The sequence below is a fragment of the Aeribacillus sp. FSL W8-0870 genome (assembly GCF_037963755.1).
In the GTDB taxonomy this organism is placed as follows: Bacteria; Bacillota; Bacilli; order Bacillales; family Aeribacillaceae; genus Aeribacillus; species Aeribacillus composti.
On record NZ_CP150165.1, the window covers coordinates 676,018 to 702,606 of the forward strand.

At 39.4% G+C, this 26,589-nt stretch carries 25 protein-coding genes and 3 pseudogenes; 24 read left to right on the forward strand and 4 right to left on the reverse strand.

Annotated features, from left to right (window positions below):
• Positions 1–113 precede the first annotated feature (113 nt).
• The 19 genes and pseudogenes from NSU02_RS03360 to NSU02_RS03450 form a co-directional block, all read left to right on the forward strand.
• Positions 114–1,271 (forward strand): histidine kinase, encoded by a 1,158-nt coding sequence (locus tag NSU02_RS03360; RefSeq protein ID WP_339194221.1) that lies wholly within the window; start codon positions 114–116, stop codon positions 1,269–1,271.
• 68 nt (positions 1,272–1,339) lie between these two features.
• Positions 1,340–2,017 (forward strand): response regulator transcription factor, encoded by a 678-nt coding sequence (locus NSU02_RS03365; protein ID WP_063386301.1) that lies wholly within the window; start codon positions 1,340–1,342, stop codon positions 2,015–2,017.
• A gap of 695 nt (positions 2,018–2,712) precedes the next feature.
• Complete coding sequence (locus tag NSU02_RS03370; protein WP_066247016.1) at positions 2,713–3,552, forward strand: DegV family protein; 840 nt, start codon at positions 2,713–2,715, stop codon at positions 3,550–3,552.
• Between the two features lie 301 nt (positions 3,553–3,853).
• On the forward strand, positions 3,854–5,230 hold the full coding sequence (locus NSU02_RS03375) for a DEAD/DEAH box helicase (RefSeq protein WP_339194222.1): 1,377 nt from the start codon (positions 3,854–3,856) through the stop codon (positions 5,228–5,230).
• A gap of 138 nt (positions 5,231–5,368) precedes the next feature.
• Positions 5,369–5,644, forward strand: a complete 276-nt coding sequence (locus NSU02_RS03380) for a competence protein ComFB (RefSeq protein WP_063386299.1) — start codon at positions 5,369–5,371, stop codon at positions 5,642–5,644.
• Positions 5,644–6,342 (forward strand): ComF family protein, encoded by a 699-nt coding sequence (locus NSU02_RS03385; RefSeq protein ID WP_339194223.1) that lies wholly within the window; start codon positions 5,644–5,646, stop codon positions 6,340–6,342. Before NSU02_RS03380 ends, NSU02_RS03385 begins: the two co-directional genes overlap by 1 nt.
• A gap of 65 nt (positions 6,343–6,407) precedes the next feature.
• Positions 6,408–6,830, forward strand: a complete 423-nt coding sequence (locus NSU02_RS03390; RefSeq protein WP_339194224.1) for a TIGR03826 family flagellar region protein — start codon at positions 6,408–6,410, stop codon at positions 6,828–6,830.
• 90 nt (positions 6,831–6,920) lie between these two features.
• Positions 6,921–7,190, forward strand: a complete 270-nt coding sequence (gene flgM, locus NSU02_RS03395; RefSeq protein ID WP_063386297.1) for a flagellar biosynthesis anti-sigma factor FlgM — start codon at positions 6,921–6,923, stop codon at positions 7,188–7,190.
• Between the two features lie 240 nt (positions 7,191–7,430).
• Entirely contained in the window at positions 7,431–7,910 is a 480-nt protein-coding gene (locus NSU02_RS03400; RefSeq protein WP_339194225.1) for a flagellar protein FlgN, read from the forward strand.
• A 14-nt stretch (positions 7,911–7,924) separates the two neighbouring features.
• Positions 7,925–9,430, forward strand: a complete 1,506-nt coding sequence (gene flgK, locus NSU02_RS03405) for a flagellar hook-associated protein FlgK (RefSeq protein WP_339194226.1) — start codon at positions 7,925–7,927, stop codon at positions 9,428–9,430.
• 170 nt (positions 9,431–9,600) lie between these two features.
• On the forward strand, positions 9,601–10,473 hold the full coding sequence (gene flgL / locus NSU02_RS03410) for a flagellar hook-associated protein FlgL (protein ID WP_339194227.1): 873 nt from the start codon (positions 9,601–9,603) through the stop codon (positions 10,471–10,473).
• A 298-nt stretch (positions 10,474–10,771) separates the two neighbouring features.
• On the forward strand, positions 10,772–11,362 hold the full coding sequence (locus tag NSU02_RS03415; RefSeq protein ID WP_339194228.1) for a DUF6470 family protein: 591 nt from the start codon (positions 10,772–10,774) through the stop codon (positions 11,360–11,362).
• Positions 11,363–11,375: 13 nt separating this feature from the next.
• Positions 11,376–11,810 (forward strand): flagellar assembly protein FliW, encoded by a 435-nt coding sequence (gene fliW / locus NSU02_RS03420; RefSeq protein ID WP_339194229.1) that lies wholly within the window; start codon positions 11,376–11,378, stop codon positions 11,808–11,810.
• 4 nt (positions 11,811–11,814) lie between these two features.
• Positions 11,815–12,057 (forward strand): carbon storage regulator CsrA, encoded by a 243-nt coding sequence (gene csrA, locus NSU02_RS03425; RefSeq protein WP_339194231.1) that lies wholly within the window; start codon positions 11,815–11,817, stop codon positions 12,055–12,057.
• Between the two features lie 198 nt (positions 12,058–12,255).
• A complete protein-coding gene (locus NSU02_RS03430; protein ID WP_339194233.1) occupies positions 12,256–12,984 on the forward strand; it encodes a flagellin in 729 nt (242 codons plus the stop codon).
• A gap of 350 nt (positions 12,985–13,334) precedes the next feature.
• Positions 13,335–13,448: pseudogene (locus NSU02_RS03435) on the forward strand (flagellin); the annotation flags it as partial.
• A 349-nt stretch (positions 13,449–13,797) separates the two neighbouring features.
• Positions 13,798–14,376, forward strand: coding sequence for a hypothetical protein (locus tag NSU02_RS03440; protein WP_327847944.1), 579 nt, complete (start codon positions 13,798–13,800; stop codon positions 14,374–14,376).
• Positions 14,366–16,225: a 6-hydroxymethylpterin diphosphokinase MptE-like protein gene (locus NSU02_RS03445; protein WP_339194236.1), complete on the forward strand. Its 1,860-nt coding sequence runs from the start codon at positions 14,366–14,368 to the stop codon at positions 16,223–16,225. Before NSU02_RS03440 ends, NSU02_RS03445 begins: the two co-directional genes overlap by 11 nt.
• 66 nt (positions 16,226–16,291) lie before the next feature.
• Positions 16,292–17,017: pseudogene (locus tag NSU02_RS03450) on the forward strand (polysaccharide biosynthesis protein); the annotation flags it as partial.
• Positions 17,018–17,365: 348 nt separating this feature from the next.
• Here the strand turns inward: NSU02_RS03450 and NSU02_RS03455 are convergent.
• A complete protein-coding gene (locus NSU02_RS03455; protein ID WP_339194238.1) occupies positions 17,366–18,346 on the reverse strand; it encodes a catechol 2,3-dioxygenase in 981 nt (326 codons plus the stop codon).
• Positions 18,347–18,647: 301 nt separating this feature from the next.
• Here NSU02_RS03455 and NSU02_RS03460 point away from each other — a divergent pair, with 301 nt between their 5' ends.
• Complete coding sequence (locus NSU02_RS03460) at positions 18,648–19,289, forward strand: GntR family transcriptional regulator (protein WP_063386285.1); 642 nt, start codon at positions 18,648–18,650, stop codon at positions 19,287–19,289.
• A 75-nt stretch (positions 19,290–19,364) separates the two neighbouring features.
• Here NSU02_RS03460 and NSU02_RS03465 read toward each other — a convergent pair.
• The 3 genes and pseudogenes from NSU02_RS03465 to NSU02_RS03475 all read right to left on the reverse strand — a co-directional run.
• A pseudogene (locus tag NSU02_RS03465) lies at positions 19,365–19,794 on the reverse strand (IS3 family transposase); the annotation flags it as partial.
• A gap of 190 nt (positions 19,795–19,984) precedes the next feature.
• Complete coding sequence (locus NSU02_RS03470; RefSeq protein ID WP_044899598.1) at positions 19,985–21,358, reverse strand: IS1380-like element ISGsp2 family transposase; 1,374 nt, start codon at positions 21,356–21,358, stop codon at positions 19,985–19,987.
• Between the two features lie 842 nt (positions 21,359–22,200).
• The gene (locus NSU02_RS03475; RefSeq protein WP_339194240.1) at positions 22,201–22,797 is read right to left on the reverse strand and encodes a transposase; all 597 of its coding nucleotides are present in this window, start codon (positions 22,795–22,797) and stop codon (positions 22,201–22,203) included.
• Positions 22,798–23,078: 281 nt separating this feature from the next.
• Between NSU02_RS03475 and NSU02_RS03480 the strand changes: the two genes are divergently transcribed.
• From NSU02_RS03480 to NSU02_RS03495, 4 genes are all read left to right on the forward strand, one after another.
• Entirely contained in the window at positions 23,079–23,981 is a 903-nt protein-coding gene (locus tag NSU02_RS03480) for a DUF6282 family protein (RefSeq protein ID WP_339194242.1), read from the forward strand.
• A complete protein-coding gene (locus tag NSU02_RS03485; RefSeq protein ID WP_327847949.1) occupies positions 23,978–24,709 on the forward strand; it encodes a PIG-L deacetylase family protein in 732 nt (243 codons plus the stop codon). The genes NSU02_RS03480 and NSU02_RS03485 overlap by 4 nt, the downstream gene beginning before the upstream one ends.
• Positions 24,709–25,419, forward strand: coding sequence for a 4-carboxy-4-hydroxy-2-oxoadipate aldolase/oxaloacetate decarboxylase (locus NSU02_RS03490; protein ID WP_339194244.1), 711 nt, complete (start codon positions 24,709–24,711; stop codon positions 25,417–25,419). Before NSU02_RS03485 ends, NSU02_RS03490 begins: the two co-directional genes overlap by 1 nt.
• 73 nt (positions 25,420–25,492) lie before the next feature.
• On the forward strand, positions 25,493–26,383 hold the full coding sequence (locus NSU02_RS03495; RefSeq protein WP_339194246.1) for a DUF1932 domain-containing protein: 891 nt from the start codon (positions 25,493–25,495) through the stop codon (positions 26,381–26,383).
• Positions 26,384–26,589 lie beyond the last annotated feature (206 nt).

The window sequence follows — 26,589 nt, forward strand, 5'->3', positions numbered from 1 at the left end:
TTTTTTTATAAAAAAACACTCACATTAGAATATTATAAAACGACAAAATTTTTACTTCAATTATGAACTGATAAAGTTTTTGTAACAACTTTTTTAAAATGGAGGAAAAGGCTGTGAACTCCAAAAAATTAGATTCTGCTATAATAGACGATATTTTAAATAAAATGATCGAAACCGTCCAATCGAGCAAAGATCAAATTTTTGAAATCGGTGAAAAATCCCGCACAGAGTATGAGAAAATAGTAGAAGAATTGGAAGAAGTGAAAGAGCAAGTAAGTGAGGTGATAAAGCAAACCGATAAGCTGACGATTCAATCGAAAATCGCACGGCAGCGCCTCGTGGAAGTCAGCCGCAACTTCTACAAGTTTTCAGAACAAGATATTTTGAATGCCTATGAAAAAGCGCAAAATATTCAAATTGAACTGGCCATGCTCCAAGAAAAAGAAAAACAATTAAGAAAACGGCGGGATGAATTGGACCGCCGGCTTTTATCATTAAAAGAAATGATTGAACGAGCAGAGGTCATAGTAGGTCAAATTACTGTTGTGCTGCAATATTTAAACCAAGATTTGCGGCAGGTTGGCGATTTGCTGGAAGATGCAAAGAAAAAACAAGCCTTTGGCTTAAGAATTATAGAAGCGCAGGAAGAAGAGCGAAAACGGGTGTCACGTGAAATACATGACGGACCAGCCCAAATGCTTGCAAATGTTCTGATGCGCTCTGATCTGATTGAACGGGTTTTTCGGGAAAAAGGGACTGCAGAAGGGTTTCAAGAAGTTCAAAATTTAAAAAAAATGGTGAGAAATGCGTTATCTGAGGTTCGCCGCATTATCTATGACTTAAGACCTATGGCATTGGATGATTTAGGACTCGTTCCAACACTTAGAAAGTACCTTTCGACTATTCAAGAATATGAAAAAGATATAAAAATCAATTTTCAAAACATCAGTGATGTGGAAGAAAAACGGCTCCCGCCGAAATTTGAAGTGGCCCTGTTCCGGCTTGTTCAAGAATCTGTAACGAACGCTTTGAAGCATGCGGAAGCAAAGCAAATTGACGTTAAATTTGAAGTCCGTCCAAACCAAGTAAATGTTGCAATAAAAGACGACGGCAAAGGCTTTGATATAAAGAAAGTGTTTAAAGAAAAAAAGGAGTCATTCGGTTTAATGGGAATGAAAGAACGAGTGGAGCTGTTGAATGGGAAAATGGCAGTCCATTCTGCACCCGGAAAAGGAACGTTCATTATTATTCAATTGCCTACTAATCTATGAAATAGAGAAATGGTCTGATTGACTTCATGCATACATCACTGAAAAAATAATAATGGGGAGGATTGTAAATGAATAATCAAGTTAAAATTGTCATAATAGATGACCATGCTCTGTTTCGGGAAGGTATAAAACGTATTCTTGATTTTGAGCCTAATTTTGAAGTGGTTGCGGAAGCTTATGACGGCAGTGAAGCTTTAACAGTTGTTGAAAGCTATATGCCGGATGTTGTCATTATGGATATTAATATGCCTGGTGTAAATGGCGTTGAAGCTACTAAGCAGCTGGTTAATTCATATCCGGATACGAAGGTTATTATATTATCGATCCACGATGATGAAAATTATGTGATACATGCTTTGAAGACCGGAGCGAGAGGATATTTATTGAAGGAAATGGATGCTGACACTTTAGTAGAAGCAGTTAAAATCGTGGCAGAGGGAGGAAGCTATTTACATCCAAAAGTAACTCACAATCTAGTCAATGAGTTCCGCCGTCTGTCATCAGCCAATAATGGACAAATTCCAGCTACAGTCCGGCGCCCTCTTCATATTTTAACCCGACGTGAGTGTGAAGTTTTGCAAATGCTTGCTGATGGAAAAAGCAATAGAAGAATCGGTGAAACGCTGTTCATTAGCGAAAAAACGGTGAAAAACCATGTCAGCAACATTTTGCAAAAATTAAATTGCAACGATCGAACACAAGCAGTAGTTCTTGCCATTAAAAACGGCTGGGTGGAAGTTAAGTAAAGTTACATATTTTCCATGGCGATTAATTTTGAACGATTTGAATCGTCAAACCGTGAAAGTGAGATTGATTTCTAAATACCAATTTTGCTCGGTGTATCTATATTGTTTTTTCCGACTTGGCTGATTGTCCAGCGATGATAAATGAATTCAATTGCATTTCTTCATTACGGCTGGAAACATAATATCATTTGGCAACTTGTCAATCTATTCGGATCCTGACCAGAGAAATGTTTTGATCAGAAGCTACGAGAATGAATCATAGGAAGCATTACATTCAATGTTCTGGTTTTGCAGAATCAACTTAGGTGAAAATGTATCAACAGGAAGGTTAACGGCCTCTTCAAATAACAACAGGCGCTGGGAAGAGGCCGGTTTGCTCAGAAACAAGAAAAAATGTAGCAAAATTAGTAACCGCAATTGGAATCCACATAAAAGCTCCGTTTAAGCTGCTCAAAAATCCTTTAAAAAGGTGTAGACCTCATAAGAATAACCTCAACGAAAATCGTAATGAGCCGATCGACAAAACGAAATCCGCATAAATGGCAGTATAAAGACTTTGAAGCAGCTAAAAAATTTTTTTCATCCTCTTGCAGTTTCATGGAAATCCGGCAAAGTTAATGATAAAAGCTTGCTTTTTTTATAAAATAGTTTTATAAAGGAGAGAATGAAATTATTAAAAGGAAAGGAAAAACATGATGCAAATTGCGATTGTAACAGATAGTACTGCTTACATTCCTGAAGAAGTTCGAAAGAGGCATGGCATACATATGATTCCTCTTAGCGTTATTTTTGGAGACGAGTCTTATCGTGAAGAGATAGATATGACAGCAGAGAGTTTTTGGGAAGAAATAAAGCGCCAGAAAGAGCTGCCTACAACTTCTCAGCCGCCAGTTGGTGAATTTGTCGAGTTGTTTGAAAGCTTATCGAAAGAATATGATGCAGTCATCAGCATTCATCTTTCAAGCGGTATCAGCGGCACTTACAATGGTGCTGTTACAGCAGGTCAAATGGTAGACAGCATTAAGGTATATCCTTACGATTCGGAAATAAGCTGTATGGCGCAAGGATTCTATGCAATTGAAGCAGCGAAAATGGCAAAGGAAGGGAAAAAACCGGAAGAGATCATCGCTCGCCTTGATGAAATTAAAAAATCAATGGATGCTTATTTTATGGTGGACGATCTTTCTCATCTTCAGCGCGGCGGACGATTAACCGGTGCTCAAGCTTTAATAGGGAACCTGCTGCAACTGAAGCCTCTTCTTCATTTTGTTGATAAAGTGATCGTGCCGTATGAAAAAATTCGTACGCGCAAAAAAGCAATCCAACGTATCTATCAATTATTTGACGAAGCTGCAAGCAAACATCCGGTGCGGGCGGCTGTCATTCATGCCAACAGACCGGAGGATGCCAAAAAAATGAAAGAGGAGCTCGAAAGTAAATATCCAAATTCTGAATTTATTATCAGCTATTTTGGCGCTGTCATTGGAACTCATCTAGGAGAGGGAGCTATGGGTCTCTGCTGGTATAAAAAGTAATTGCAAGGAAACGTTAAACCCATTGTGAAAAATGGCTGTATCCATCCTCTTAAAAGAACTTCCCCTTCAAAACGAGAAAAGGTGCGATCCACCAAAAAATGGAACGGTGTCTGACCATCTGAAGGTGCAAAAAGCACCTTTTATTTTTTACAGAAATGAAGGATATAAATGATTCATCTAGCATCTTTCATTCGGACGAAAAGCAATAAGAGCAATTGATTAAATATATTGATTTTTCAGAAAATATAAGGTAAAAAATAATAGTAAGAAACAATATGGTATGTACAAGCGGAGGTTTTATATGCATGATCATGATCTTCAAAAACATCTTCTCGGAAGACATCTCCTTTCAAATGAGCTCCCGTTTTCAATGGATGCCGTTCAAAATGCCCCCTTCGTTGAAATAGAACAAGGTGTTGTGAAAAAATCCGGTATTTTTTATTGCAATCGATGTGGAAATGATCAACCCTTTTTATTTGCAGGCTTTGACTGTGCAAGGTGCAAAAAGTTTTGTCATTATTGCCGGAACTGTATCATGATGGGGCGAGTAAGTGAATGTTCAAAGCTTGTTAGTTTTCCAAGACGAGATAAGGAGGAAAAACATTCGATCCAATCGGATCAAACAAACTTTTTGCAATGGGATGGCGAGCTGTCTCCGGCGCAAAAAAGAGCATCTGACCGGATCGCGGAGTCCGTTTTGCAGCGTACAGACTGTCTCATTTGGGCAGTTTGCGGAGCAGGAAAAACAGAGGTGCTGTTTGCCGGCATAAACACAGCTTTGCAGAAAGGGCTATTTGTTTGCATTGCTGCACCGCGTACGGATGTTGTTTTGGAGCTTGGACCGCGTTTGAAAAACGTTTTTCCGAGCATCGATGTGGCAGTGCTTTACGGAGGAAGCGAAGATCGTTTGAAGTTGAGCCCAATTACCATTTCAACGACTCATCAGCTTCTTCGGTATAAAGAAGCCTTTGACGTGGTGATACTTGACGAAGTGGATGCTTTTCCATATTCTGTAGATCCTGCTTTGCAATTTGCGGTTGAAAAAGCACGCAAACGAAACAGTTCCCTTATTTATTTAACTGCGACTCCCTCCTCAGCAATTAAGCGGCATTTTAAGCCTTCCGAAATTGTGAAAATCCCTGCTCGATACCATGGTTATCCCCTACCTGTTCCTGAATTCAAATGGTGCGGCAATTGGAAAAAAAGATTGGAGAAAGGAAAGCTGCCGAAAAATATCATCACATGGGCAGCCGAACAAATGCAAAAGGAAAGACAAGCTTTTCTATTTGTACCGGAAATCAAAGTGCTTCATGATGTCGTTCCGTTACTAAAAAAATTGAATTCAGCGGTTGAAGGAGTACATGCCGAAGATCCCCAAAGAAAAGAAAAGGTTCGGGCATTTCGAAATGGCCGGATTCCGATCATTGTCACAACTACCATTTTGGAAAGGGGTGTAACAGTTCCTGGAACTGATGCAGCTGTTTTAGGAGCAGAAGAAACCATTTTTACAGAAAGTGCCCTTGTTCAAATATCCGGCCGTGTTGGACGGAGCATGAACAATCCAACAGGCTCCGTTATCTTTTTCCATTATGGCAAAACAAATGAAATGATTGCAGCGAAACACCATATTCTTGCTATGAATCGGGAAGCGGCAAAGGAAGATTTGTTAAAGCGTTAGTATTTAGAAAATGAAGGAAACGATACAGAATGTGTAAAGTTGGAAAAATCTTTTCAATTTTGGCTGAAAAAAGAAATTCCTTTTTCCAGTATGATCCAATATAATACAGATTAGAGATCATATATTTGGGGTGAGGACATGATAGTAAACGCTCTGGAAAAAATTATGGAAGAATTGCTAGATGAATATATTGACCAATTTCATATGGAATGCACGTGCCCAACTTGCCGCAATGATGTTTTAGCTCTAGTGTTAAATAGAGTTCAGCCCCGTTATGTAACGAGTGAAGATAAAATTACATATGTAAGAGCGGAATTTTTTGATCGGCAGCAAATGACATCTCTTCTTGTCAGCCTGGCAGAATGCGCAAGAATTGTTTCAGAAAACCCACGATGTGATAATAGGAAGGCTTGATGCGAATTATGGGAAGATGTCTTTATTGTTTTAAAAGTATAGATGTCCGCTTGACTTGGAGACGGCTTTTTTTCCTCGAAAAAGACCCTGTTTTATGCGAAGAATGCTCCAGCAAGCTAAACGTTATATCAGGCCCCATTTGTCCAATGTGCGGGAGGCAAAACGAAAAAGCCGAGTATTGCACTGATTGCGCGGCTTGGGAAAAACATCCTGACTATCATGGAGTGATAAAGAAAAACCGCTCTGTTTTTCAATATAATGAATTTATGAAAGAAGTGCTTGCTAGGTTTAAATTCCGCGGGGATGCGATATTGGCGCAGATGTTTTCCGAACCTTTTGTGAAAGCATTTCACCATCACTTCGACAAATCGATGATTCTCGTTCCCATCCCATTAGGTGAAGAAAGGCTTTTGGAACGCGGGTTTAATCAAGCAAAATTATTGGCCCAACTTCTTCAGCTTCCGATTATTGAGCCTTTGCGCAAAACAGATAAAGCAAAACAATCAAAAAAATCACGGATCGACCGAATGAAGACGAAAAATATGTTTACTGTAACAGATCCAAAACAAGTACATGGTCAACATATTGTTATCATCGATGACATTTACACAACAGGCGCAACGGTACGCCAAGCTGCAAAGCAGCTGATGAACGCTGGTGCGAAAAGTGTCGAATCATTTACGCTTGTCCGCAGCTAAATGACAAATCCGTTTTTCCGATATAAAATAATAATAATAGGAAGATTTTTGAAAGGTGGATTTTTATGGGGGAATTAGCAAACTGCCCAAAATGTGGTTCCTTGTTTGTCAAAACGCGGCTTCGTTCAATATGTGATGCTTGCTACCAAGAGGAAGAAAAGGCATTTGAAACGGTATATAACTTTTTGAGAAAAAAGGAAAACCGTAGATCGACCATTACTGAAGTTGTGCAAAAAACAGGAGTGGAAGAGGACTTAATACTGAAGTTTATTCATCAAGGACGCATTCAACTGGCGAACTTCCCGAACCTTGGTTATCCTTGTTCACGGTGCGGCAAATTTATTCGCGAGGGAAAACTTTGTGTTTCTTGCAAAAAGGAAATACAGTCTCAAATTGAGCAAATGGAAAGAGAAGAGCAATTTCAGGAGGAGAAAGAGAAGATGCAAACATACTACGCTATCCAACCGAAAAATAATGAAAAACGTTAACAAATCCCTCTATCGATCCGATAATGAATATAGAGATAGATTTCCAGCTGAAACAATCGTTCCATTAGAGCAGGAAAGGAGGCGGTGTCCATGAAGATTCACAGCTATCGGTCATCAAACGTTAATCCTTATCAAAAGCAAATGGATGCCAGCAAGCAGATGAAAGTGGAAGTCCAAAAAGATAGAGTGGAAATATCCAAGCAGGCAAAACAGCTTCAGCAGACGAGCGGTTTTGATCTTCAGCGCCAAGAAAAAGTGCAGGCGATAAAAAAAGAAATTGAAAGTGGGACTTACAAAATCGCCCCAGACCTGATCGCGAAAAGCATGATCCAATTTTATAAGAAAAAAAATGAAGAATAAATTGCGTCAATCCGTTTCGGTTTTTGATTTGGTTGCGTACGAAGCAGCCTGTTTCGATTTTTGATTTGGAACAGAATGAAAATGTGCTGGACAACTATATTGTACATTTCTGCATTTTTAGCATCTTCATCTTTACAACAAAAAATTATTTTTCATTTCCGGCTTTGGATCATCTTGTCAATGTTCGGAACGAAGCCCGGTAAATATGATTTTATTGAATTTTGTGGGGAGGACGTTTTCGTGTCTCTTGCCAATTTAATTAACGTTTTAGAAAAGCAGTTAATTATTCATGAACAATTGTATAACTTGGCAGTAAAAAAAACGGATTTGCTGAAAAAAGATGATGTTAATCAATTAATGCAGCTTTTAAAGGAAGAGCAGAAATATGTAATGCAGCTTGAAAATGCTGAAAAGGAACGGATCAAAGCAACGGCTTGCTTTTTAGAAAGAGAAGACGATTTAACGATTTCCGCCTGTATTGAAAAAGCGGAAAATGAGGATAAAGAACGGTTGATAAATCTAAAAGAAAAATTGACAAACGTATTGGCTAATTTGAAAAACGCGAATTTTGTCAATCAACAACTGGCATTGCAAGCATTGCAGGTTGTGAATTTAACGCTTGATCTTTTCATGCCGGAGGAAGCATCGCCGAATTACACGAATCCGAATCAAGAATCGAAGCAATCGAAACGGCGTTCATGGTTTGATTCAAAAATTTAACGGGGGAATTCGCAATGGTATCAACATTTTTTGGACTGGAAGCGGCTAGAAGCGGATTGTATGCCGCACAAAGCGCTTTATATACAATTGGACATAATGTAGCAAATGCCGAGACACCTGGATATTCGCGGCAGAGGGTAAACCTTGTGCAAAAGCAAGCGTATCCGACACCAGGCCGTTTTCGAGCTGATATCCCTGGGCAGTTTGGAACAGGGGTGGATACACAAACAGTGCAGCGAATCCGCGACCGCTATCTTGATGTACAATATCGCGGCGAAAATTCTAAGCTTGGCTACTGGAGCTCTAGATTCAACGCATTATCGAGAATGGAAGATGTGATGAACGAGCTGAACGAGACAGGCTTGAACGAAACGATGGATAGATTTTGGCAATCGCTGCAAGATTTGGCGGCCAATCCTTCCAACCTCGGTGCCCGCTCTGTTGTCATTGAGCGCGGAAGAGCTGTTACAGAAACGTTCAATTATTTGGCGGAATCATTAAAGCATAATCAGAAAGATTTACGCAACGAACTCGATGTCGCAACAACGAAAATCAACTCTTTGCTTGAGCAAATCAATCAAATTAACAAACAAATCGGCGAAGTAGAACCGAATGGTTATTTGCCAAACGATTTGTATGATGAGCGCGATCGATTATTGGATGAGCTTTCTTCGTATATTGATATTAAAGTGACGCCGGTTGAAAGTGGAGGCAACGCTTTGAAAGTAGCCGAAGGAAAAGTAACTGTCGAGCTCGCTGGCTTCGAACCGCCAATCACCCTTGTCGACGGAAATAGATACAGAGTAAGACAATTTAGCCTCAATGAATCCAAGACGAACGGTCTTATCGAATCTATTTCTGTTGGTGGAAGAATGATAGGGGCAGACGATTTTGTTGAAAATTTAAACATCAATGGAAGTTTAAAAGGTTTAATCGAGGCGCACGGCTATACGAACATAGGCAGCACGATTGAACGCGGCATCTATCCTAGCATGATGTCGGATTTAGATCAAATGGCATATGATTTTGCGACCGCATTTAACACTGTCCACAGAAACGGATGGAGCCTTGAGGACATAAACAACGGCGTTCAAACACAGCGTGATTTCTTTGATCTCGGAGGTTTAAGCTCTCCTAAAGGCGCTGCGGCTGCCATTAAAGTATCGGATGATATGAATCGCGATCGAATTGCAGCTTCTGCTACAGGAGAAATCGGCGACGGCCAAAATGCGCTGAAGCTTGCTGAAGTAAAAAATACTTCGTTTCAAAGTTATTTTGAAGCTGTTATCGGCGAAATGGCTGTTATGACGCAAGAAGCGGAGCGGATGAAGGAAAATTCAGAAACCTTAGTTTCATCTGTTGAACAACGCCGCAAATCCGTCAGCTCCGTTTCATTAGACGAAGAAATGACAAACATGATCCAATTCCAGCATATGTACAACGCCGCAGCAAGAATGATCACTTTGCAGGATGAAATTTTAGACCGAATTATAAACGGCATGGGACTGGTCGGGAGATAAAGTAAAATTGACTGTTGAATAACCATAGTGGAAAATGAAAGCAAAAATTGTCGGGTTCAGAATGTATGAAATGAAATAAGGCGATGAAGTGCAAATCATATAAGGAATGTACTATTTGCACGTTATGAATTCATACAAAAAATTTATTTAATGAAAGAGAGGTGCAGCATATGCGTGTCACTCAATCGATGCTTGCGCAAAACTCGCTCCGCCATTTAAGTAAAAGCTATGAGCTGCTGGGAAAATATCAAGATCAGATGTTGACAAGAAAAAAAATCACCCGCCCGTCCCAAGATCCCGTTGTAGCAATGAAAGGATTGTACTATCGGACAAACTTAAAGGAAGTTGAACAATATAAACGAAATTTATCAGAGGCTTACCTTTGGATCGAAAATTCTGAAGCGGGACTAGAACAGGCCAACCAAGGGCTGCAACGAATACGCGAGCTTTTGATTCGGGCAAAAAACGGTACAAATTCAGAAGACGAACGTGATGCGGTTGCCCGCGAATTGAAACAAATTAAAGACGACCTTGTTGCTGTCGCCAACACACAAGTGGCCGGCCGCTATATTTTTAATGGAACGAAAACAGACACAGCGCCTGTCAGCGGCGACCCGCCTGTCGTTAATAACAACAATGAACCGTTTAAAATCGAGCTTTCAAAAAACATTCAAATCCAAGTGAATATAACGCCTGACAATGTCTTTAACCAAGCATTGTTTGATACAATTCAAGACATTCAAAATGCTTTGGAAAACAACGACACAACGAACTTGGACAGCCTGCTCGGCCAGCTTGATGGCCATATTGATGCTCTTAACGCTGAATGGGCTGAGCTTGGCGCTCGTTACAATCGGATCGAGCAGATGGAAAACCGCATCGGTCAACAGGAAGTAATCTCTACAAAAATTTTGTCGGATAATGAAGATGCCGACATCGAACGGGTCATTATCGACTTGAAAGAGCAAGAAAGCGCGCACAGAGCAGCGCTTGCTGTCAGCGCCCGCATCATTCAGCCGAACTTAGTTGATTTTTTGCGATAATGTGAGAGAAAGGACCTGCATAAAGGTCCTTTTTGTTCATCGTTATGCCTTGCTTTTGTTCCATGTTTTCCGACTGTTAAAAGAGGTACATAGTTTACTGAAGAAATTTCACTTTTCGTTGATTAGAACGGTATAGTCTTGTTAGTCATTCATATTTTTGACAAGAGCCCCCTTGAAGGAACTTCAATTGCATGGGATAGTTGAAGCACTTGCTTATTATTGTCTGTTGAATTTTTGTTTCTTCGAAGAGAATTTCTTTTCTGCTTTAAAACTTTTGTTGTCAGTGGAGGTGAGAGAAATGCTCCTGCCGCAAATTAGAATGGAAAGCCAAATGGCGAAAATTGCGATTAGCACCACTCCTGGAAATCAGTCAATCAAACAGCCGAAAGCGGATATCGATTTACAGCCGGCGAAAGTAGCGATGGAAATCAACCGCACTCCTGGAAAATTGACAATCGATCAAACGAAAGCGTGGGAAGATCGAAATTTAGCTGACACGTTCCGTTTCATTGAAAAAATAGCTGAGGAAGGCTATCAAGCTTGGCTTGAAGGTATTGCCCGCCTCGCCGAGCAAGGAGATGAACTGATGAAAATTGAAAACGGCGGCAGCCCGCTGGCTGATCAAGCGAAAGAAAACAGCGAATCCCCGATGTATGAAGTGAATGTCGGCTGGATTCCATCATTGTTCAGTGTGAAATTTGATTACGAACCAAGCAAGCTTGATATTAATTGGCATTTGAAAAAAGCTGAATTTCGTGCCATTCCCAATAAGCCGATCATTCATTACGACCGTGGCAGAGTCGATATAAAAATCGCCCAATACCAAAAGTTAAAAATCGACTTTGCCAACCTCACCTTTAAAGGACCAAACTTTGAAATGAACATATAAAGGTTGTGAGAACATGAGACTTAAGACAAAATATCATGGTGAAATAGAAGCCGCAAGCGACAGCATCATCCAATTTCCATCGGGCATTCCGGGGTTTTTAGATGAAAAGGAATTTGTGCTTTTGCCATTTGGCGCCGAATCGCCATTTTTTATTTTGCAATCGGTCAACACAAAGGAACTTGCTTTTGTCATGACTATTCCTTTTTTATTTTTCAAAGACTATGCTATTGACTTAGACGATGCCACGATTGAGCAGCTGGAAATCGAGTCGGAACAAGATGTCGCTGTCTATGTAATTTTAACGTTAGAAGACCCGTTCGAAAACACAACCGCCAATCTGCTTGCACCAATCATCATCAACCAGAAAAACAAACGGGCCAAGCAAGTGATTTTAACAGGCACTACTTATAAAACGAAGCATCCACTTATGGAACAGAAGGAGGTGTGAAGCCGTGCTCATTTTAACAAGAAAGCTGAACGAATCCATCATTATCGGCGACAACATCGAAATAACCATCACCGCCATCGAAGGCGATCAAGTCAAACTCGGCATTAAAGCTCCGAAACAAATCGATGTTCACCGAAAGGAAATATACGACACCATTCAAACAGAAAACAGCGCGGCTTCCCGCACCGACCTTGACCTGTTAAAACATTTTCAAGAAAAGCTCAACAAAAATAAACCTGAGGTTTGAAACTGTAAAAACCGTAACCAAACAAGGATGTTCAACCATTTTATTTTTCTATTAAAAAAGTCCTATTTTTTCTTTAAACACTATTAAACATCAAAAAAACAATCCGATATAAAACATGTAAAGAGCAGCGGCGGCCGACGCGGCTCTTTACATACCACATGGACGTGGAAAAACAACAATTCAAGGAGGAAAAAGAACATGAGAATTAACCACAACATCTCGGCGTTAAACACTTACCGCCAACTTTCATTTAACAACACACAAACTGCGAAAAACCTTGAAAAACTTTCTTCCGGTTACCGCATCAACCGCGCTGGCGACGATGCAGCAGGTCTTGCGATCTCTGAAAAAATGCGCGGCCAAATCCGCGGACTGGAAATGGCATCTAAAAACGCACAAGACGGTATTTCTTTAATTCAAACGGCTGAAGGAGCTTTAGCAGAAACTCATTCCATCCTTCAACGTATGCGTGAATTAGCTGTGCAATCAGCAAACGATACAAATACAGATACAGACCGTACCGAACTTCAAAAAGAAGTAGATCAATTAATTGAAGAAATTGATCGCATTGCTAAAACAACTCAATTCAACACTAAAAATTTGTTGGATGGTTCATTGTCAAATGCAGGTAGTGGACTGATTTTCCATATTGGTGCAAATTCTGGGCAAAATGTAGAACTAACAATTGCTAACATGAAAGCTAGTGGAATAGGGGTTAGCGGTTTAAAAATTGATACTCAATCTGGTGCAGATGCTGCAATCACCATTATTGATACTGCAATTAATACAGTTTCTTCAGAACGTGCAAAACTTGGTGCAATGCAAAACCGCTTAGAGCATACTATCAACAACTTAGGCGCTTCTGCTGAAAACTTAACTGCTGCTGAATCTCGTATTCGCGACGTAGATTATGCCTTAGCTGCCTAAGCAGTGACAGGCACAGTCGTCCTAGCTGGAAACGGCTAGGAGTATCACCGGGTGAATTGCTGGAAACCCCTTAGAGCCTTTGGCGCCACAACGTAGCTGGAAACGGCATGCGTGATGGCTTGAAAAGTCAAAGGATTGGGCAACCGAGCAGCCAAGCTCCTGTCTCGAAAGAGTGGAGAAGGTTCAACGACTAGGACATACCGCCTAAGGCGAATGCTATGGCGATGAAGTCCGTAGGATGTACAGGATTCTTCCATCGTCCTGTATCAATCCGAAGTGCCCGGCCCCTAACAGGTAAAGCTGAGGGTGAAGAGATAGTCTAGTCATTTGTGAAAGCAAATGTTCGCACGATGGCGAAAGAAATGATGGAATTCACGAAGAACAACATCCTTTCTCAAGCAGCGCAAGCGATGCTGGCTCAAGCAAATCAACTTCCGCAAGGAGTTCTTCAATTATTACGTTAATTTTAACCATTTCTTTGAAGGAGACCTTAGTATACTTACTGAGGTCTCTTTTTGAATTTTTTGGGATGTTTACTATCTCTATCATTTTCTATGTTAAAATTTACAACTTGTTAAACCTTTTTCCTAGGGCTCCTAAGATACAGGTTTCTTTTATTGAAAATAATCAATCCACCAATAAAAGGAGCTCGAGTTTTATTTTCTAGGACAAATTTTTAATAGCTTACTTTGATTGCACATTACCTAACACTACGGGAACATATGTTGATAATTGTGTTACATATTCTATATTTAAAATTGTTGGATTTTGTCGATATAATATATAAGAAACCATCAGTTGAGGAGTAGCGCGATGAATATTATTTTTCAAGATAAAGTGTTAAAAATTAACGGAGATAATCTTGATGAGCTCGAAAAGTTTATGAAACACGTAAATGATAGATTAAATGAAAACGGGCTTGTTTTTAGCCATTTTCTTGTTAACGGTACGCCATTTTATTCTGATATACAAGATTTAATAAATGAATACAGCAATCAGGAAGTTCCTGTTGAAATAGTTGGAATCACTGAACGTGAATGGATGTTAGAATTGAAACATGAAGGCTATCAATATATTGAAAGGGCAGAACAGGTTTTAATACAGCTGTCGGAAAAATTGTATGCTGGGGAAAACACGGGGGACATATGGCAGCAATTTGTCCATCTTTCCGAAGGACTTCATTATTTGTACCAAATTTTTTCCCAATCCAAATTGGGCGAAAAACATGAAAACATTGTCGCCGGAATAAGTTCCGTATCTGAGCAGCTCCTTAAAGCAATGGAGAATCAAGATGTTATTCTTTTAGCAGATTTTATTCAATATGAACTTTTGCCGTTATTTGCACAAATGAAAGAGATATTAAAAGCAGAGGACGATTCAAATGCTAATTGATAATCGAATCATTTTGCGGGAAAAAGCGAAAAATGTTTTAGAACGGTTAGATGAATTAAACGAATCAGAGAATGTAAAATTAATTGAGGCAAAAAACGGACAAAAAACGCTGCAAATCGAAACAAACAACCAAAAGCAATTTATTCACAGTGCTTATAATCCTGAAAAAGAAACAGATGTTTTCGTTGAAAAAATAAAAACAAAATTAGAAGAGAGGGAGCCGATCATTTTTATAGGTTTTGGACTAGGATATTATATCGAAGCCATTGCAGAAGCGTTTTCACCTTCTTGGTTTTCTATCATTGAGTTTAATCCTTTCATATTAAAAAAAGCACTCAGTGTCATAAATTTAAAAAAGAAAAAAGTCTATTCAAACATCAAACATTTACATTTAGTTGAAAAAGAAGAACACATTTTACCAGCGATTTTACAAGATGTCAACGATGTAAACAACCCCCCGCAAATCATTGTGTTACCGAGCTATGAAAGAATTTTTAAAGAAGAGGTCAATCGATATTTCACTGCATTTCAACAATATTTAAAAGAGAAAAAAAGTCGTTTTATCACGACGATCAGCTTTCAAAAACGCTGGACATATAATAGTTTGAAAAATTTCCCGTATTTATTAAAAACGCCAAACATATTAACCGATTTCGATAAATCTTTGTTTGAAAACAAACCTGCTATTTTAGTAGCGGCTGGACCGTCTTTAAATGAAGAATTTGACAACTTAAAAAAAATTAAAAAAGATCGTTCTGCTTATATTTTCTCTGTCGGCTCTGCGATCAATGCATTAATTGAACATGATATATATCCGGATGCAGCATTTACATACGACCCTACTGAAAAGAATCAGTTCGTTTTCCAAAAAATAAAAGAAAAAGGAATCATGGATATTCCGATCATTTTCGGTTCCAGCGTCGGATTTGAAACATTGGAAGACTACCCGGGGAAAATGGCGCACTTTATTACAAGCCAAGATAATATTTCAGCACATACCATTAAACATAACGAATATGATCATATCGATATTGCAGTCGATTCTCCGTCAATCGCGATTATGACTTTACAATTATTAAATCATTTGGATTTTCATCCCATTATTTTAGTAGGCCAAAATTTTTCCTATCAGCAAAATAAACGTTATGCTTCAGGAATTGAGTATGATTTTGTGAAAAATGAATTAAACGAAAAAGAAATAGAGAATGCATTTGAAATAGAATCTGTGGATGGAGGCAAAGTCCTCACAAATGACGGATTTGTCCGGATGAAAACAAGTATGGAACTTATTTTATCGGGGATGAAAGATAAGACAGTTTATAATACGACCAAAAATGGAGCAAAAATCAAGCATACGATTTATAAAGAATTAGCAGCAATTATGCAAGAGCTGCCCCAAAATGTTGTAGTTAATCATTGGCTGTCAGATCAAAAACCTAATTACAATCTCAAATATATAAAGGAACAATGGCAGCAATTGATCACAGATGCGGAACAAATAGAAGGAAAAATAAAGGAAATTAATAGCTTCATAAATAAAATAGAAGAAACGGTCAATTCAAGAAAGCTGAATAAGCTGCACCGTTTATTTACGGCAGTGGATGAAAAAACAAATGAAGTGTTAAAAACATTATTTTACAAAGCATTTCTCCGACCAATGACACAATTTGAATATGAATTGGCATCAAAAGAAATAACGGCTGTCCGAAACAGCCCTGATCTCATCAACAAGGCAAAAGTGATTGTAAAGGAATATAGACGCCTAATCGCTGAGTGGGCTGTATCGTATCGGTTGGTGAAAAAGGATTTGAATGATGTATTTAAAGAGATATTAGAAATTGTCGATTGATATTTTTAAGCTGTTAAAAATAATTGGTATGAATTGAAGATGAGGAAGGATTCACAATGATACTAGATTTTAATTACAGGCGGAACAGGATCTTTTGGCAAGCGCTTTGAAAAAAATAATAAAATATGATGTTAAAAAAGTGATTGTTTTTATCCGCGATGAATTAAAACAATATGAAATGGCACAAGAATATACAGACTCAAGACTTCGTTTTTTCATTGGGGATGTACGATACAAAGATCGTTTATATCGTGCGTTTGATGGTATTGATGCAGTTGTGCTAGCTAATCCCATGAAGCAAGTGCCGGCATTTGAGTACAACCCTTTTGAAGCAGCAAAAACAAATATTTACAGAGCACATAATATTACTGAAGCAGCGATTGACAGAGGGGGTTCAAAGAGTTATTGCATTACGTACAGATAAAGCTTGTAGTTCTGTAAACTTGTATGGTGCGACGAATCTTGCGTCTGGACAAACTTTTTATTGTTGCAAACTCTTACGTAGGTGAAAACACGAGATTTTCAGTTGTTCGTTGTGGAAATGTTGTAGGCAGCCGAGGCATTGGTATTCCATTCTTTAAGAAAATTCGGCATGCTGGTAAATAGCCTATTACAGATGAAAGAATGCCTCGTTTTTGGATTACACTTGATCAAGGTGTTCAGTTTGTGATTAACTCTCTTGAAAGTATGAAGACAAGGGAATTTTTCATTCCTAAAATCCCAAGTATGAGAGTGTTGGACTTAGCAAAAGCGATTGTGCCGGAATGCGAAATCGAGATTGTTGGAATTCGAAACTAGATTAACTGCTGTAAAAGTTAACTGCTCAATCAATTTCTTAATTCATTGCAGAGACAATAGAAGAGAGGCTGCCTACATTGCGTTGATTCAAATGGCAGCGGTTTTGCCAAGATCAGAAACAATGGTTGCTTAGATTATCAGTAAACCACAGGAAATTCACTTGGATTCTTCTAGAAGAAACAGGATTTTTTGAATTCCGTCAATTAATAAATTTTTTATTCATTTCTATATTCCGTGTGTCTATAAGTTAGACTAACATGAAAGAACACATAATTAAGAAAGTAAAAATCGCTCCTCCTTGAAAAAGATCAATACTTCAAAGAGGAGCAGAGGGCTTTCGTTTTATTTTTTCCCCGCTTTATCCAGTTCGGCAATAATTGGAGTTCCGTAAGTATGGAAGGTTTCAACCGTTTTATTTCCCCAGGCTTGGCCGCGTTTGCGTTCTTCTTCAGTCCAAGTAATTGGCTTCCAATCTGGTGCAAGAATCAGATATCCGCCGGAACAGACTTCAATACGGTTTCCGCCTGGTTCATAAACGTAAACAAAGTATGTTTGGTTGATGGCGTGTTTGCTTGGGGCAAATTCAATATAAACGTCATGGTCAATAAAAAAGTTTGCTGCTCTCACAATGTCCGACATGCTCTCGACGGCAAAAGCGATATGGTGCAGGCGTCCTTTTGATCCAGTTGAATCTTCGGTATATACAAGATCGTACGATTTATTAGTTGCTCGATACCAGACAGCTGCTTTGTGGCCGTCATTCATGACGATTTGCTCGGTTAAACGGAGACCTAAGACATTTTCTGCAAATTCTCCATCTGCTTCCGGATTTGAGGATAAATAGTTGATGTGATCTAAGGTTTTTACCGCAGCTCCATGTCCAGTGAACTTTTGTGGTTGATTTTTCAGTGTAGGCCGTAAATGACCAGGAGCTTGATAAAAGTTTGATTCATAATACAGTTCCATGATATGCCCATCCGGGCCGTAATAGCGGTATGCTCTCCCGTGGCCTTTATCTCCATCAATCCAGCCGATTCCGCGTCCGGTGGCTTCGATCGCCTTCGCTTTTCGTTCCAATGCTTCCGCACTTATCGTCCGCAATGCTGTATGGCCGACTCCAGCCTGATCAGATTTCGTCAATTTGATCGAATACTCTTCGTAATCCCCCCAACAGCGCAAATAAACCGATTCATTATTTCTATATACTTCCTGTAAACCGAGTATGTTCTTAAAAAAAAAGGTGCTTTCCTCGAATTTTGGAGTTAACAGTTCCACATGGCCGAGGTGGGCAATGTCAAAATCCAGTTCCCTTGGGTGATTCATCTGTTTCTCCCCTCCCATTATTAAACATAATTGTTGAACAATTTTATTCTACAAATTTAAGAATTGTTTGTCAATAAGCGCTTTCATAAATTATTTTGCAGACGGTAAAATGAAGGAAGAAATATAGATCATGTGGAAGGAGAATCCAGTAAGCTTGTTGAACCATTTTCTTTAAACAACTTGCAATGGATCAAAACTCAAAAAGTTTCTGTAAAGTATTGACTAATTTATCAAAATTAATGTGTAATAATATTGTTAAACAATTTTTTGCGATTGATTATAATTTACGAGGCGATTGAATATGAAAAGACCAATGGATATTGCATACGAATACATTAAAGAACGAATAATGAACGGCGCGTTTTTGCCTTCACAAAAATTGAATGAAAGTGAACTCTCTAATCAAATCGGTGTAAGCAGAAATACGGTAAAGAAAGCTTTATTTAAGCTGGAGCAGGAATGCTTAGTTGATATGGAAGAAAATAAAGGAGCAACGGTAAAATCCTTTACTGTGAAAGAAGTCGTGAACTATTTTGAAATCCGGGAATTACTAGAAAGTTTGATTATACGCAGTGCTGTTAAACAAATAACAGATGACAGACTGAATGAACTGGAAGACATTTTAAATAAAATGGAGTCATATTTAAACTCTGGAAATTTTGAGGATTATTCGAAAATGAATAAAAGATTTCACGAAATCATTTATGAAGCTAGCGACAACCAACAGGCAGTGGATATGGTAAACATGATCAAAGTACAATTGTTAAGATACCATCTCCGGACAATTCTAATACCAGGGAGGAAGGAAAATTCTTTAAAAGAACACAAAAGTATCTATCTCGCATTAAAAAACCGTAATGCGGATGAAGCGGAGAAGGCGATCCGCACACATATTTCTAATATTCGTAAAACGATTGAGGAAAATTTCTCATTTCTTATATAAAAAATATAGTTTTGATGGGCTGGCTTTTTTGAACTGCCCCCTGTCAAGTAGACAGTAGAAATAATAAAAATATACCTAAGCGGCTTTAGCTCTATATTCCATGGGGCTAAGACCGTTTAATCTTTTTGGATACCTTTCATAATTATAAAAGCGGATGTACTCATCAATCGCAAGAGCCAATTCTTCAAATGTCTGATACTTATGTAAATAATACTTCTCGCATTTAAAGCGTTCCCCAAAAAGATTCCATTGGCCCATTGTCAATACACCTGTCTACTCTTGACATACTTTGTGTCATCCCTGCTTGGTCTATCCTACGTTTAAAACCATGAGAGGTATATTGGAACCCACGGTCACTATGAATAAGTGGATGCTCTCCATTTAAAAGTGCGGTGGCTTCATCCAACGTTTTGAATACAAGATGATTATGATTGGAATGTCCTAAAACATAGCTCACAATTGATCCATCATATAGATCAAGAATAGCACCTGAATCCGTGATGAATTGAAATCGACTTTGATTTTGTTGTAATTTTGATGGATTGATAATCCATAAAACCCTTTTTATGCTTATGACCTATGTCATCTCTATTTCCGAAAATGGAACAAATCTCTTTTTTAGGTATACGAACCAAAAAAATAGACAAAAAAGCACAGGGAGTGACGTTGGACATCAGTTCCCGAACATTCGTTCGTTATCTTGCCTCTCTCCATTTCTGATAGACGTTCAGTAGGGGCTCGCTATAGCCACTCCTTCGCGTCAGTTTCATCCAGATCTGTCGTGATCGACGGACGAGTCGCCCTGCCATCGTGATCACCGTCTGAATAATCGTCTTGATGCGGCGGCGTTTCACTTTGTGGTGCAACGGATGTCTCGGATCGCTTAATAGATCTTGTCCAATCAGACGAAGAAGATTGTAAACGAAGGCTCCCATGACCAACACGAGCGCATTCGTTTTCATCTTCCCAGATGGAAGCCGCTCTAAATCTAAGTCGCTCTTCAGTTCGCTATGAAACTGTTCGCATGTCGCATGGTCATGATACAACGCGAGCACATCGCTCATTCGAACATGCTCGTATCCTTTGAGCCGCACCCAATAGCTTTCCACTTCATAATCAGGAACGAGCATCAGCTGTCCATTGCGTTCCATCGTCCGTTCCGTCACTTGGGTGACTTGAACGTACGTATACGTGTTTCCATCGATCGCTGCCTTCTGTGGAAGGCATAGCTCATAGGTTTGTACTCCTTCGCTTTGTCCATCATCGACACGTTTGCCCTTTTGCGAAGCGATCTGGAACCAAAGCGCTTTCGATTCTCGGCGTAAGTTTCGCTTGATGACAAAGTCCACGTCTTCCTTTAGGCATACGTGCACATTCGCTTCTGCATCGTTTCCTGCATCCATGCGAACAAGCAGACGAGATGAAGTCAGTTGACGAGCTCGACGGATAGCGGTGACTAAAAACGAGGGCATGTTGTCTTGCACATGTTGTTTCCCTGGACGCAACTCGGCATGAACGAGATACCCTTCCTTCCCTGCATACGCAAACAACGGTGTAAAACCGTCAAATCCTTTATACGTTCGACTGACTCCTTCTTTTTTCGTATCGGAGTTGTCAAATGGGGAACCATCTATATCAAGGGGAAGCCATGTCGTCTTTCCTTTGGTCCAACAAGGGGACAAAGTGGCATGTCGTTGAATCAACAGACGTATGGACTCCTCCCAAAGAATCGTTTCGGTCATCGGAAGACAAGCGAGCTGATCGAGTCGTTGTCGCAAGGTTGGAGAGGAAGGCACGTGCTGAATCCCCATCGATGCCGAAAAGATATCGTCCTGACGATACGCTTCGATATGATCGAAATCCGTTTTTCCTGTGGCAAGCAAGCCAATCATCGAGCGAATGACATCGCTATGGGAAATGTGCACTTCTCGACGAACCGTTGGAAGCCGAAGTGCGTTTACCCGTTTATCCAGTTTCGTTCGATGGAGTAAGTAGCCAACGAGAGCAAGCCCAGCACTTGGGGTAATCGCTTCATCTGTCAATACAAACCGAATCGGGAAATCTTTCATCACATCACCTACTTGATGAAGAATCGTCAACGTCGTTTTCCCTTATCGTATCAACGGTTTGCGACCATTGTAAAGATGTTTTGTCACGGATTCAGGTAGCACTTAGGCTTTCTTTGATGAACCATATTTTAATTCTGTGGCATCAGTTACCCATTTTTCATTTGGCTTTTCCGCTGTGAATTCACGATTCAATATATTTTCTGCAACATGCTGAGGGGTAGATCGCTTATAAGATTTCTTCTTTTTTCGAATAACACATTATATACCGGCAACTTTCATCAGTCTATAAATTCGTTTGTGATTGAAGTTCTGACCAAGCTTTCGATTTATATTCAACGTCATTCGACGGTAACCATAGATGCCGTCAACTTGTTTTTTGCAAAATAAAAGTGCAGAGAATTGCAAAATCCTTATGCAGTGATTTGCAATGGGGCTTTACATGGAGGAGGAGCCATGATAACCTTTTTGGTTTTGCCAAAACTGTTGAATCTGGCGCTTGGCTAAAGAATCATGGCTACAGAGGATCCATGTCAAGCCTTGATGGATAGATCACATATATGTATATTTATTCAAAATTTTGATAAAGATATACTGCAACACTCTGTATTTTTTTCTTGCAGAAAACAGTCAACTTTCTCATGGAGAGCTTTCATCTCTTTTACGATTTCTTCATTCTGAAGTTCTCGGGAGGAAGGCGAACGTTTTAACCTCTTATAGTAAGCAGCTTGTGAAATACCGGCGATTTCACATAATAAGATTATGCTTAGGTTTTCTTTCTCATGAAGTTCCCGGATTGCGATATTTGGTTTACTTTCGCCTCCTTTCGATTTCCTCTAACTTTCTTAAAAATAGATTCTCCGCACGTAAGCGTTCATTTTCTCTTCTGGAAATAACTTTGCTTCTTCTTTTTTTCTTCCTCGTTTGTCTTTCAGCGCTTCTTCTCCACCATTTTCATACTTCTTCACCCATTGATATACTTGTTGATAAGAAACTTCATAAGTCTCTGCTGTTTTGTTATAATCTTTTCCGTTCCCTAAACAATCAAGCACAATTTGTATCCGTTCATTCCAAGTCGTTTTTCTTCCTTTAATCATAGAGCTTGTCCTTCCTTTCGACGTATCCTGTAAATCTCTATGGCTATTATACTTCTTCATCCATCTTTGAAGTATCGATCTACTTGAAATACCATATGTCCTGACAATCTTGTACTGTGAGAACTCACCAGATAAATAATCTTTTACAGCAGCTTCCTTAAAACCTTTCCAAGAATTTGAACGTTCTAAACCCTCTATTCCAAATTCCTCAAATTCATTTATCCATTGCCTTAAAGAATATTTAGTAATTTGATACCTTTTACAAAGCTCTTGAATAGTACATTCTCGGTTTTCATATGCAAGTAAAACTTCAAGTTTGAACTCTGTAGTATATTGCTTATACATAGAAAAACTCCCCCTAAGGTAAAATAGATTTTTTATATTTTAATCTGTCTACCTTAAGGGAGCATATCAGCAAAAGTCAGCCCATTTTTTATATTCAATAATGCACATGCGAGTAGCTGTGGGTAGGAAGCTGCTTCATTAACCGAGCGTCTGTTTTATAGAAATTTTAAATTTTTAAACAATTTGAGTTGACAGAAAGAAAAAAGATACTATATACTTTAACCATCAACAATATTGTTAAACAATTTTGTTAAAAATATTTCTGAAAGAGAGGCTGTTCTATGTACGAAGAGCTATTGAAAGATGCCTATGACCTACATGTCCATACCGGACCGGATGTTTTGCCTCGTAAATTGGATGATTTTGAAATGGCAGAACGTCTCCAACGGATCGGCATGAAAGGCTATGGCATCAAGTCCCATTATTTTTGCACAGCTGAAAGAGCATCTTTAGTCAATAAAAACTTCCCGGGTTTTCATGCTATCGGGGCCATTTGTTTGAATAATACTGTCGGTGGATTAAACCCGATTGCGGTTGAAATGGCTGCAAGGGATGGGGCAAAAATTGTTTGGATGCCTACGTTCGATTCTGCGAACGAACAGGAACATTTTGCTAAGAGCAGCCCTGCAAAACTGCCGCACTGGGCTAAACTGCGACAAAAGCTGGAGGAACAAGGGAAGCATTTGCCTACAATAAGCATTCTTGACGGAAATCAATTGAAAAAGGAAATGTATGATTGTCTGGAAGTAATCAAGGAACACGATTTAATTTTGGCTACCGGACATTTAGGAAAAAAAGAAATTTATGAATTAGTAAAAGAAGCAGGAAAATTGGGTGTAAAAAAAATTGTCATTACACATCCTAACTTTCCATCTATCAATCTATCAAAAGAAGAGCAAAAAGAATTAGCAGATATGGGAGCGGTTATGGAACATTGTTTTACGACCCCATATTCAAATAAAGCGACTTGGGAATCTGTTTTTGAAGAAATCCGTTATGTTGGACCTGAACATTGCATTTTATCAACAGACTTAGGCCAACAAAAAAATGTTTATCCGGATGAAGGGATATTGGAATTTGTTCGTCAACTAATTGATAACGGCGGTTTTACGAAAGAGGAAGTGAAGCGTATGACAACCATTAATACCTCATTATTGGTAGAAGAACAGGGGGTAAAAATATGATTGATCAAAATACGAATCTATTAGTTGTAAGTGCTCATGCAGGGGACTTTGTTTGGAGAGGCGGCGGCACCATTGCAAAATATGTAAAAGCTGGAGCAAAAGTTTCTCTCGTTATTTTAAGCTACGGGGCAAGAGGAGAGTCCAATGACTTATGGAAAATCGAAGGGCAAACATTGGATAACGTAAAATCTGTCCGCAGAAGCGAAATCGAGGCAGCCATCAAATGCTTAGGTGTTAAAGATTATGAAATCTGGGACTATCAAGATTATCATATGACCATCACACCGGAACGCACCCTGCAATTGCTTAAGAAAATCAGGGAAGTACAGCCGCAGGTGATTTTGACTCATGGTCCGCGGGATGCGTTTAATCCTGACCATGAAACCGTTTCTCGGTTTGTATTTGAAGCTTCAGTATTAGCAACTTCGGCAGGTGTACGCGACGTTGAACTTCCAAAAATTAAACAGCCGAAAATCTTCGGCTTTGAACCGCATCAGTCGGAAATCAGCGATTTTAAACCGGAAGTGATTGTTGATATTACTGATACGTACGAACAAAAATATGAAGCTATGAACTGCTTTAAAGCTCAAAAGCACTTGATTGAATATTATGCCGCTAAAGCAGCTCTGCGTGGAAATCATGCAAGAAGATGCTCTGGCAACCAACAATACAAATATGCGGAAGCTTTCAGCAGATTCTTCCCGCTCGTTGGTGGTGAATTGGTATAATGGAAAAATATGTGGTTCAAAATATTCAACGGCCTGATCCGAAATTAATTGAGGAATTTAAAAACTATGACGTGTCGACGGTTTATGAGGCGCAAGGTAAACAAGGACTCTTGGGACATCAACTGAAGCCTGTTAAAGAAGGAAAACTAATTTGCGGACCTGCCGTGACAGCTATTTGCTATGCAGGTGATAATTTGATGATTCATGCGGCTATCGAAGTTTGCAAGCCGGGTGATATATTAGTGATTACGACAATCGGTGAAGGTGTTCATGGAATGATTGGCGAGCTGATCGTCCGAGCTCTTATGAAACGCGGTGTACAAGGTGTCGTCATTGATGCCGGCATCCGAGATGTGAAACAAATTCGTGAACTTGGTTTTCCAGTATGGTCGAAAGCAGTTTATTCAGAAGGCACAACCAAAACAAGAGGAGGCTGGGTGAACGCTCCGGCAGTATGCGCCGGCACGCAAGTAAATCCTGGTGACTTAATTATGGCGGATGACGACGGTATTGTTGTCATCCGGAAAGAAGATGTTAAATCGTCGTTAGAAGCAGCCAAAAATAGAGTGGAAAAAGAAAAAGGGACAAAAGAAAAAATCGAAAACGGCGAATTGAGCGTTGATTTTTACAATCTGAGAGAAACGTTACAAAAGGAAAATGTTATTTATTATGAGGATGAAGAGACATTTAAAAAATCTTTGCTGTCGTAGGCGAAGCTATATCAGGATTCCGTTATGGGACATTTTTAATTGTTTATTAGACTAAGAGATGGGGAGATTGTACATGGCTGCACCAATAGTAGGTTTTATAGGGTTTGGCGAAGCAGCTTATTTAATTTCAGAAGGGCTGCTTCAAGAAGGAATAAAAATCATTTATGCGTATGATGTTAATGCTAACCATCCGACATTTGGACCGGCTATCCGGGAGCGAACGGAAAAGCTGCATATTCCACTTGCTTCGTCGTTGGAAGAGCTTTGTGAAAAAACGGAGTACATTTTTTGCGCTACGAGTGCAAAAGCGGCCGAACCTATCGCAAAAGATATCAAATCGTACTTAACACCCGACCATTACTATATTGATATAAATGCCGCTTCGCCAATGGTAATGGAAAAGGTTGCAGATTATGTTGCTGAGACAAGAGCAAAATTTGTGGATGCGGCAGTCATGGATTCCGTACCATTAAAAAAACATAAAGTGCCAATGTATATAAGCGGTTCAGGTGCACTAGATTTCCAAAAAATCGGTACACAGTTTGGAATGAATCTTACATTTATTAGCGAAAAAGCCGGCAGTTCTTCTGCCATCAAAATGTTCCGCAGCATTTTTATGAAAGGGTTTTCTGCACTTCTGTTGGAAACCATTCAATCCAGCAGAAAATACGGGGTGGAAGAAATCGTTATGGAATCATTGAATCAATCCGTTACAGGAAAACCATTAGGTGAAACTGCTAATATGTTGTTGACCAGAACGGCCATCCATGCAGAACGGCGGGTGGCCGAGATGAATGAAGTAATCGACACACTCGGTATGTTAAATGTGGATGCTACGATGTCTGAAGCTGTGAAAAGGAAGTTGCAATTACTTGTTGACAGCGGAGTTCGGGAAAAGTTGAACAACCAAGTTCCTAGTTATTATAGCCAATTAATTGATTTATTGGATTCTAGCGAACATTAACGAGATATAGTGTCATTACTTTCCGCTCCACACAGCATTTTGATTGAAGCTTTTCGTAGGTTTCAGGAAGGAATTTGGCAAAAGAGTGGAAGAAGGATGCCCTCGATGATTTTAAGATCATGAACGAGGAGCATCACAAAAAGTCCACCCGCATGATTTGATTTTTGCAATCCATGGTGGCGGAGCGCTCCCCTCCGCCATAACCA

Excerpts from the sequence above, each read along its gene's own strand:
- NSU02_RS03365 (WP_063386301.1), top strand. The coding sequence starts at position 1,340 with ATGAATAATCAAGTTAAAATTGTCATAATAGATGACCATGCTCTGTTT.
- NSU02_RS03370 (WP_066247016.1), top strand. The coding sequence starts at position 2,713 with ATGCAAATTGCGATTGTAACAGATAGTACTGCTTACATTCCTGAAGAA.
- NSU02_RS03375 (WP_339194222.1), top strand. The coding sequence starts at position 3,854 with ATGCATGATCATGATCTTCAAAAACATCTTCTCGGAAGACATCTCCTT.
- NSU02_RS03380 (WP_063386299.1), top strand. The coding sequence starts at position 5,369 with ATGATAGTAAACGCTCTGGAAAAAATTATGGAAGAATTGCTAGATGAA.
- NSU02_RS03385 (WP_339194223.1), top strand. The coding sequence starts at position 5,644 with ATGCGAATTATGGGAAGATGTCTTTATTGTTTTAAAAGTATAGATGTC.
- NSU02_RS03390 (WP_339194224.1), top strand. The coding sequence starts at position 6,408 with ATGGGGGAATTAGCAAACTGCCCAAAATGTGGTTCCTTGTTTGTCAAA.
- flgM (WP_063386297.1), top strand. The coding sequence starts at position 6,921 with ATGAAGATTCACAGCTATCGGTCATCAAACGTTAATCCTTATCAAAAG.
- flgK (WP_339194226.1), top strand. The coding sequence starts at position 7,925 with ATGGTATCAACATTTTTTGGACTGGAAGCGGCTAGAAGCGGATTGTAT.
- flgL (WP_339194227.1), top strand. The coding sequence starts at position 9,601 with ATGCGTGTCACTCAATCGATGCTTGCGCAAAACTCGCTCCGCCATTTA.
- NSU02_RS03415 (WP_339194228.1), top strand. The coding sequence starts at position 10,772 with ATGCTCCTGCCGCAAATTAGAATGGAAAGCCAAATGGCGAAAATTGCG.
- fliW (WP_339194229.1), top strand. The coding sequence starts at position 11,376 with ATGAGACTTAAGACAAAATATCATGGTGAAATAGAAGCCGCAAGCGAC.
- NSU02_RS03430 (WP_339194233.1), top strand. The coding sequence starts at position 12,256 with ATGAGAATTAACCACAACATCTCGGCGTTAAACACTTACCGCCAACTT.
- NSU02_RS03440 (WP_327847944.1), top strand. The coding sequence starts at position 13,798 with ATGAATATTATTTTTCAAGATAAAGTGTTAAAAATTAACGGAGATAAT.
- NSU02_RS03445 (WP_339194236.1), top strand. The coding sequence starts at position 14,366 with ATGCTAATTGATAATCGAATCATTTTGCGGGAAAAAGCGAAAAATGTT.
- NSU02_RS03455 (WP_339194238.1), bottom strand. The coding sequence starts at position 18,346 with ATGAATCACCCAAGGGAACTGGATTTTGACATTGCCCACCTCGGCCAT.
- NSU02_RS03460 (WP_063386285.1), top strand. The coding sequence starts at position 18,648 with ATGAAAAGACCAATGGATATTGCATACGAATACATTAAAGAACGAATA.
- NSU02_RS03470 (WP_044899598.1), bottom strand. The coding sequence starts at position 21,358 with ATGAAAGATTTCCCGATTCGGTTTGTATTGACAGATGAAGCGATTACC.
- NSU02_RS03475 (WP_339194240.1), bottom strand. The coding sequence starts at position 22,797 with ATGTATAAGCAATATACTACAGAGTTCAAACTTGAAGTTTTACTTGCA.
- NSU02_RS03480 (WP_339194242.1), top strand. The coding sequence starts at position 23,079 with ATGTACGAAGAGCTATTGAAAGATGCCTATGACCTACATGTCCATACC.
- NSU02_RS03485 (WP_327847949.1), top strand. The coding sequence starts at position 23,978 with ATGATTGATCAAAATACGAATCTATTAGTTGTAAGTGCTCATGCAGGG.
- NSU02_RS03490 (WP_339194244.1), top strand. The coding sequence starts at position 24,709 with ATGGAAAAATATGTGGTTCAAAATATTCAACGGCCTGATCCGAAATTA.
- NSU02_RS03495 (WP_339194246.1), top strand. The coding sequence starts at position 25,493 with ATGGCTGCACCAATAGTAGGTTTTATAGGGTTTGGCGAAGCAGCTTAT.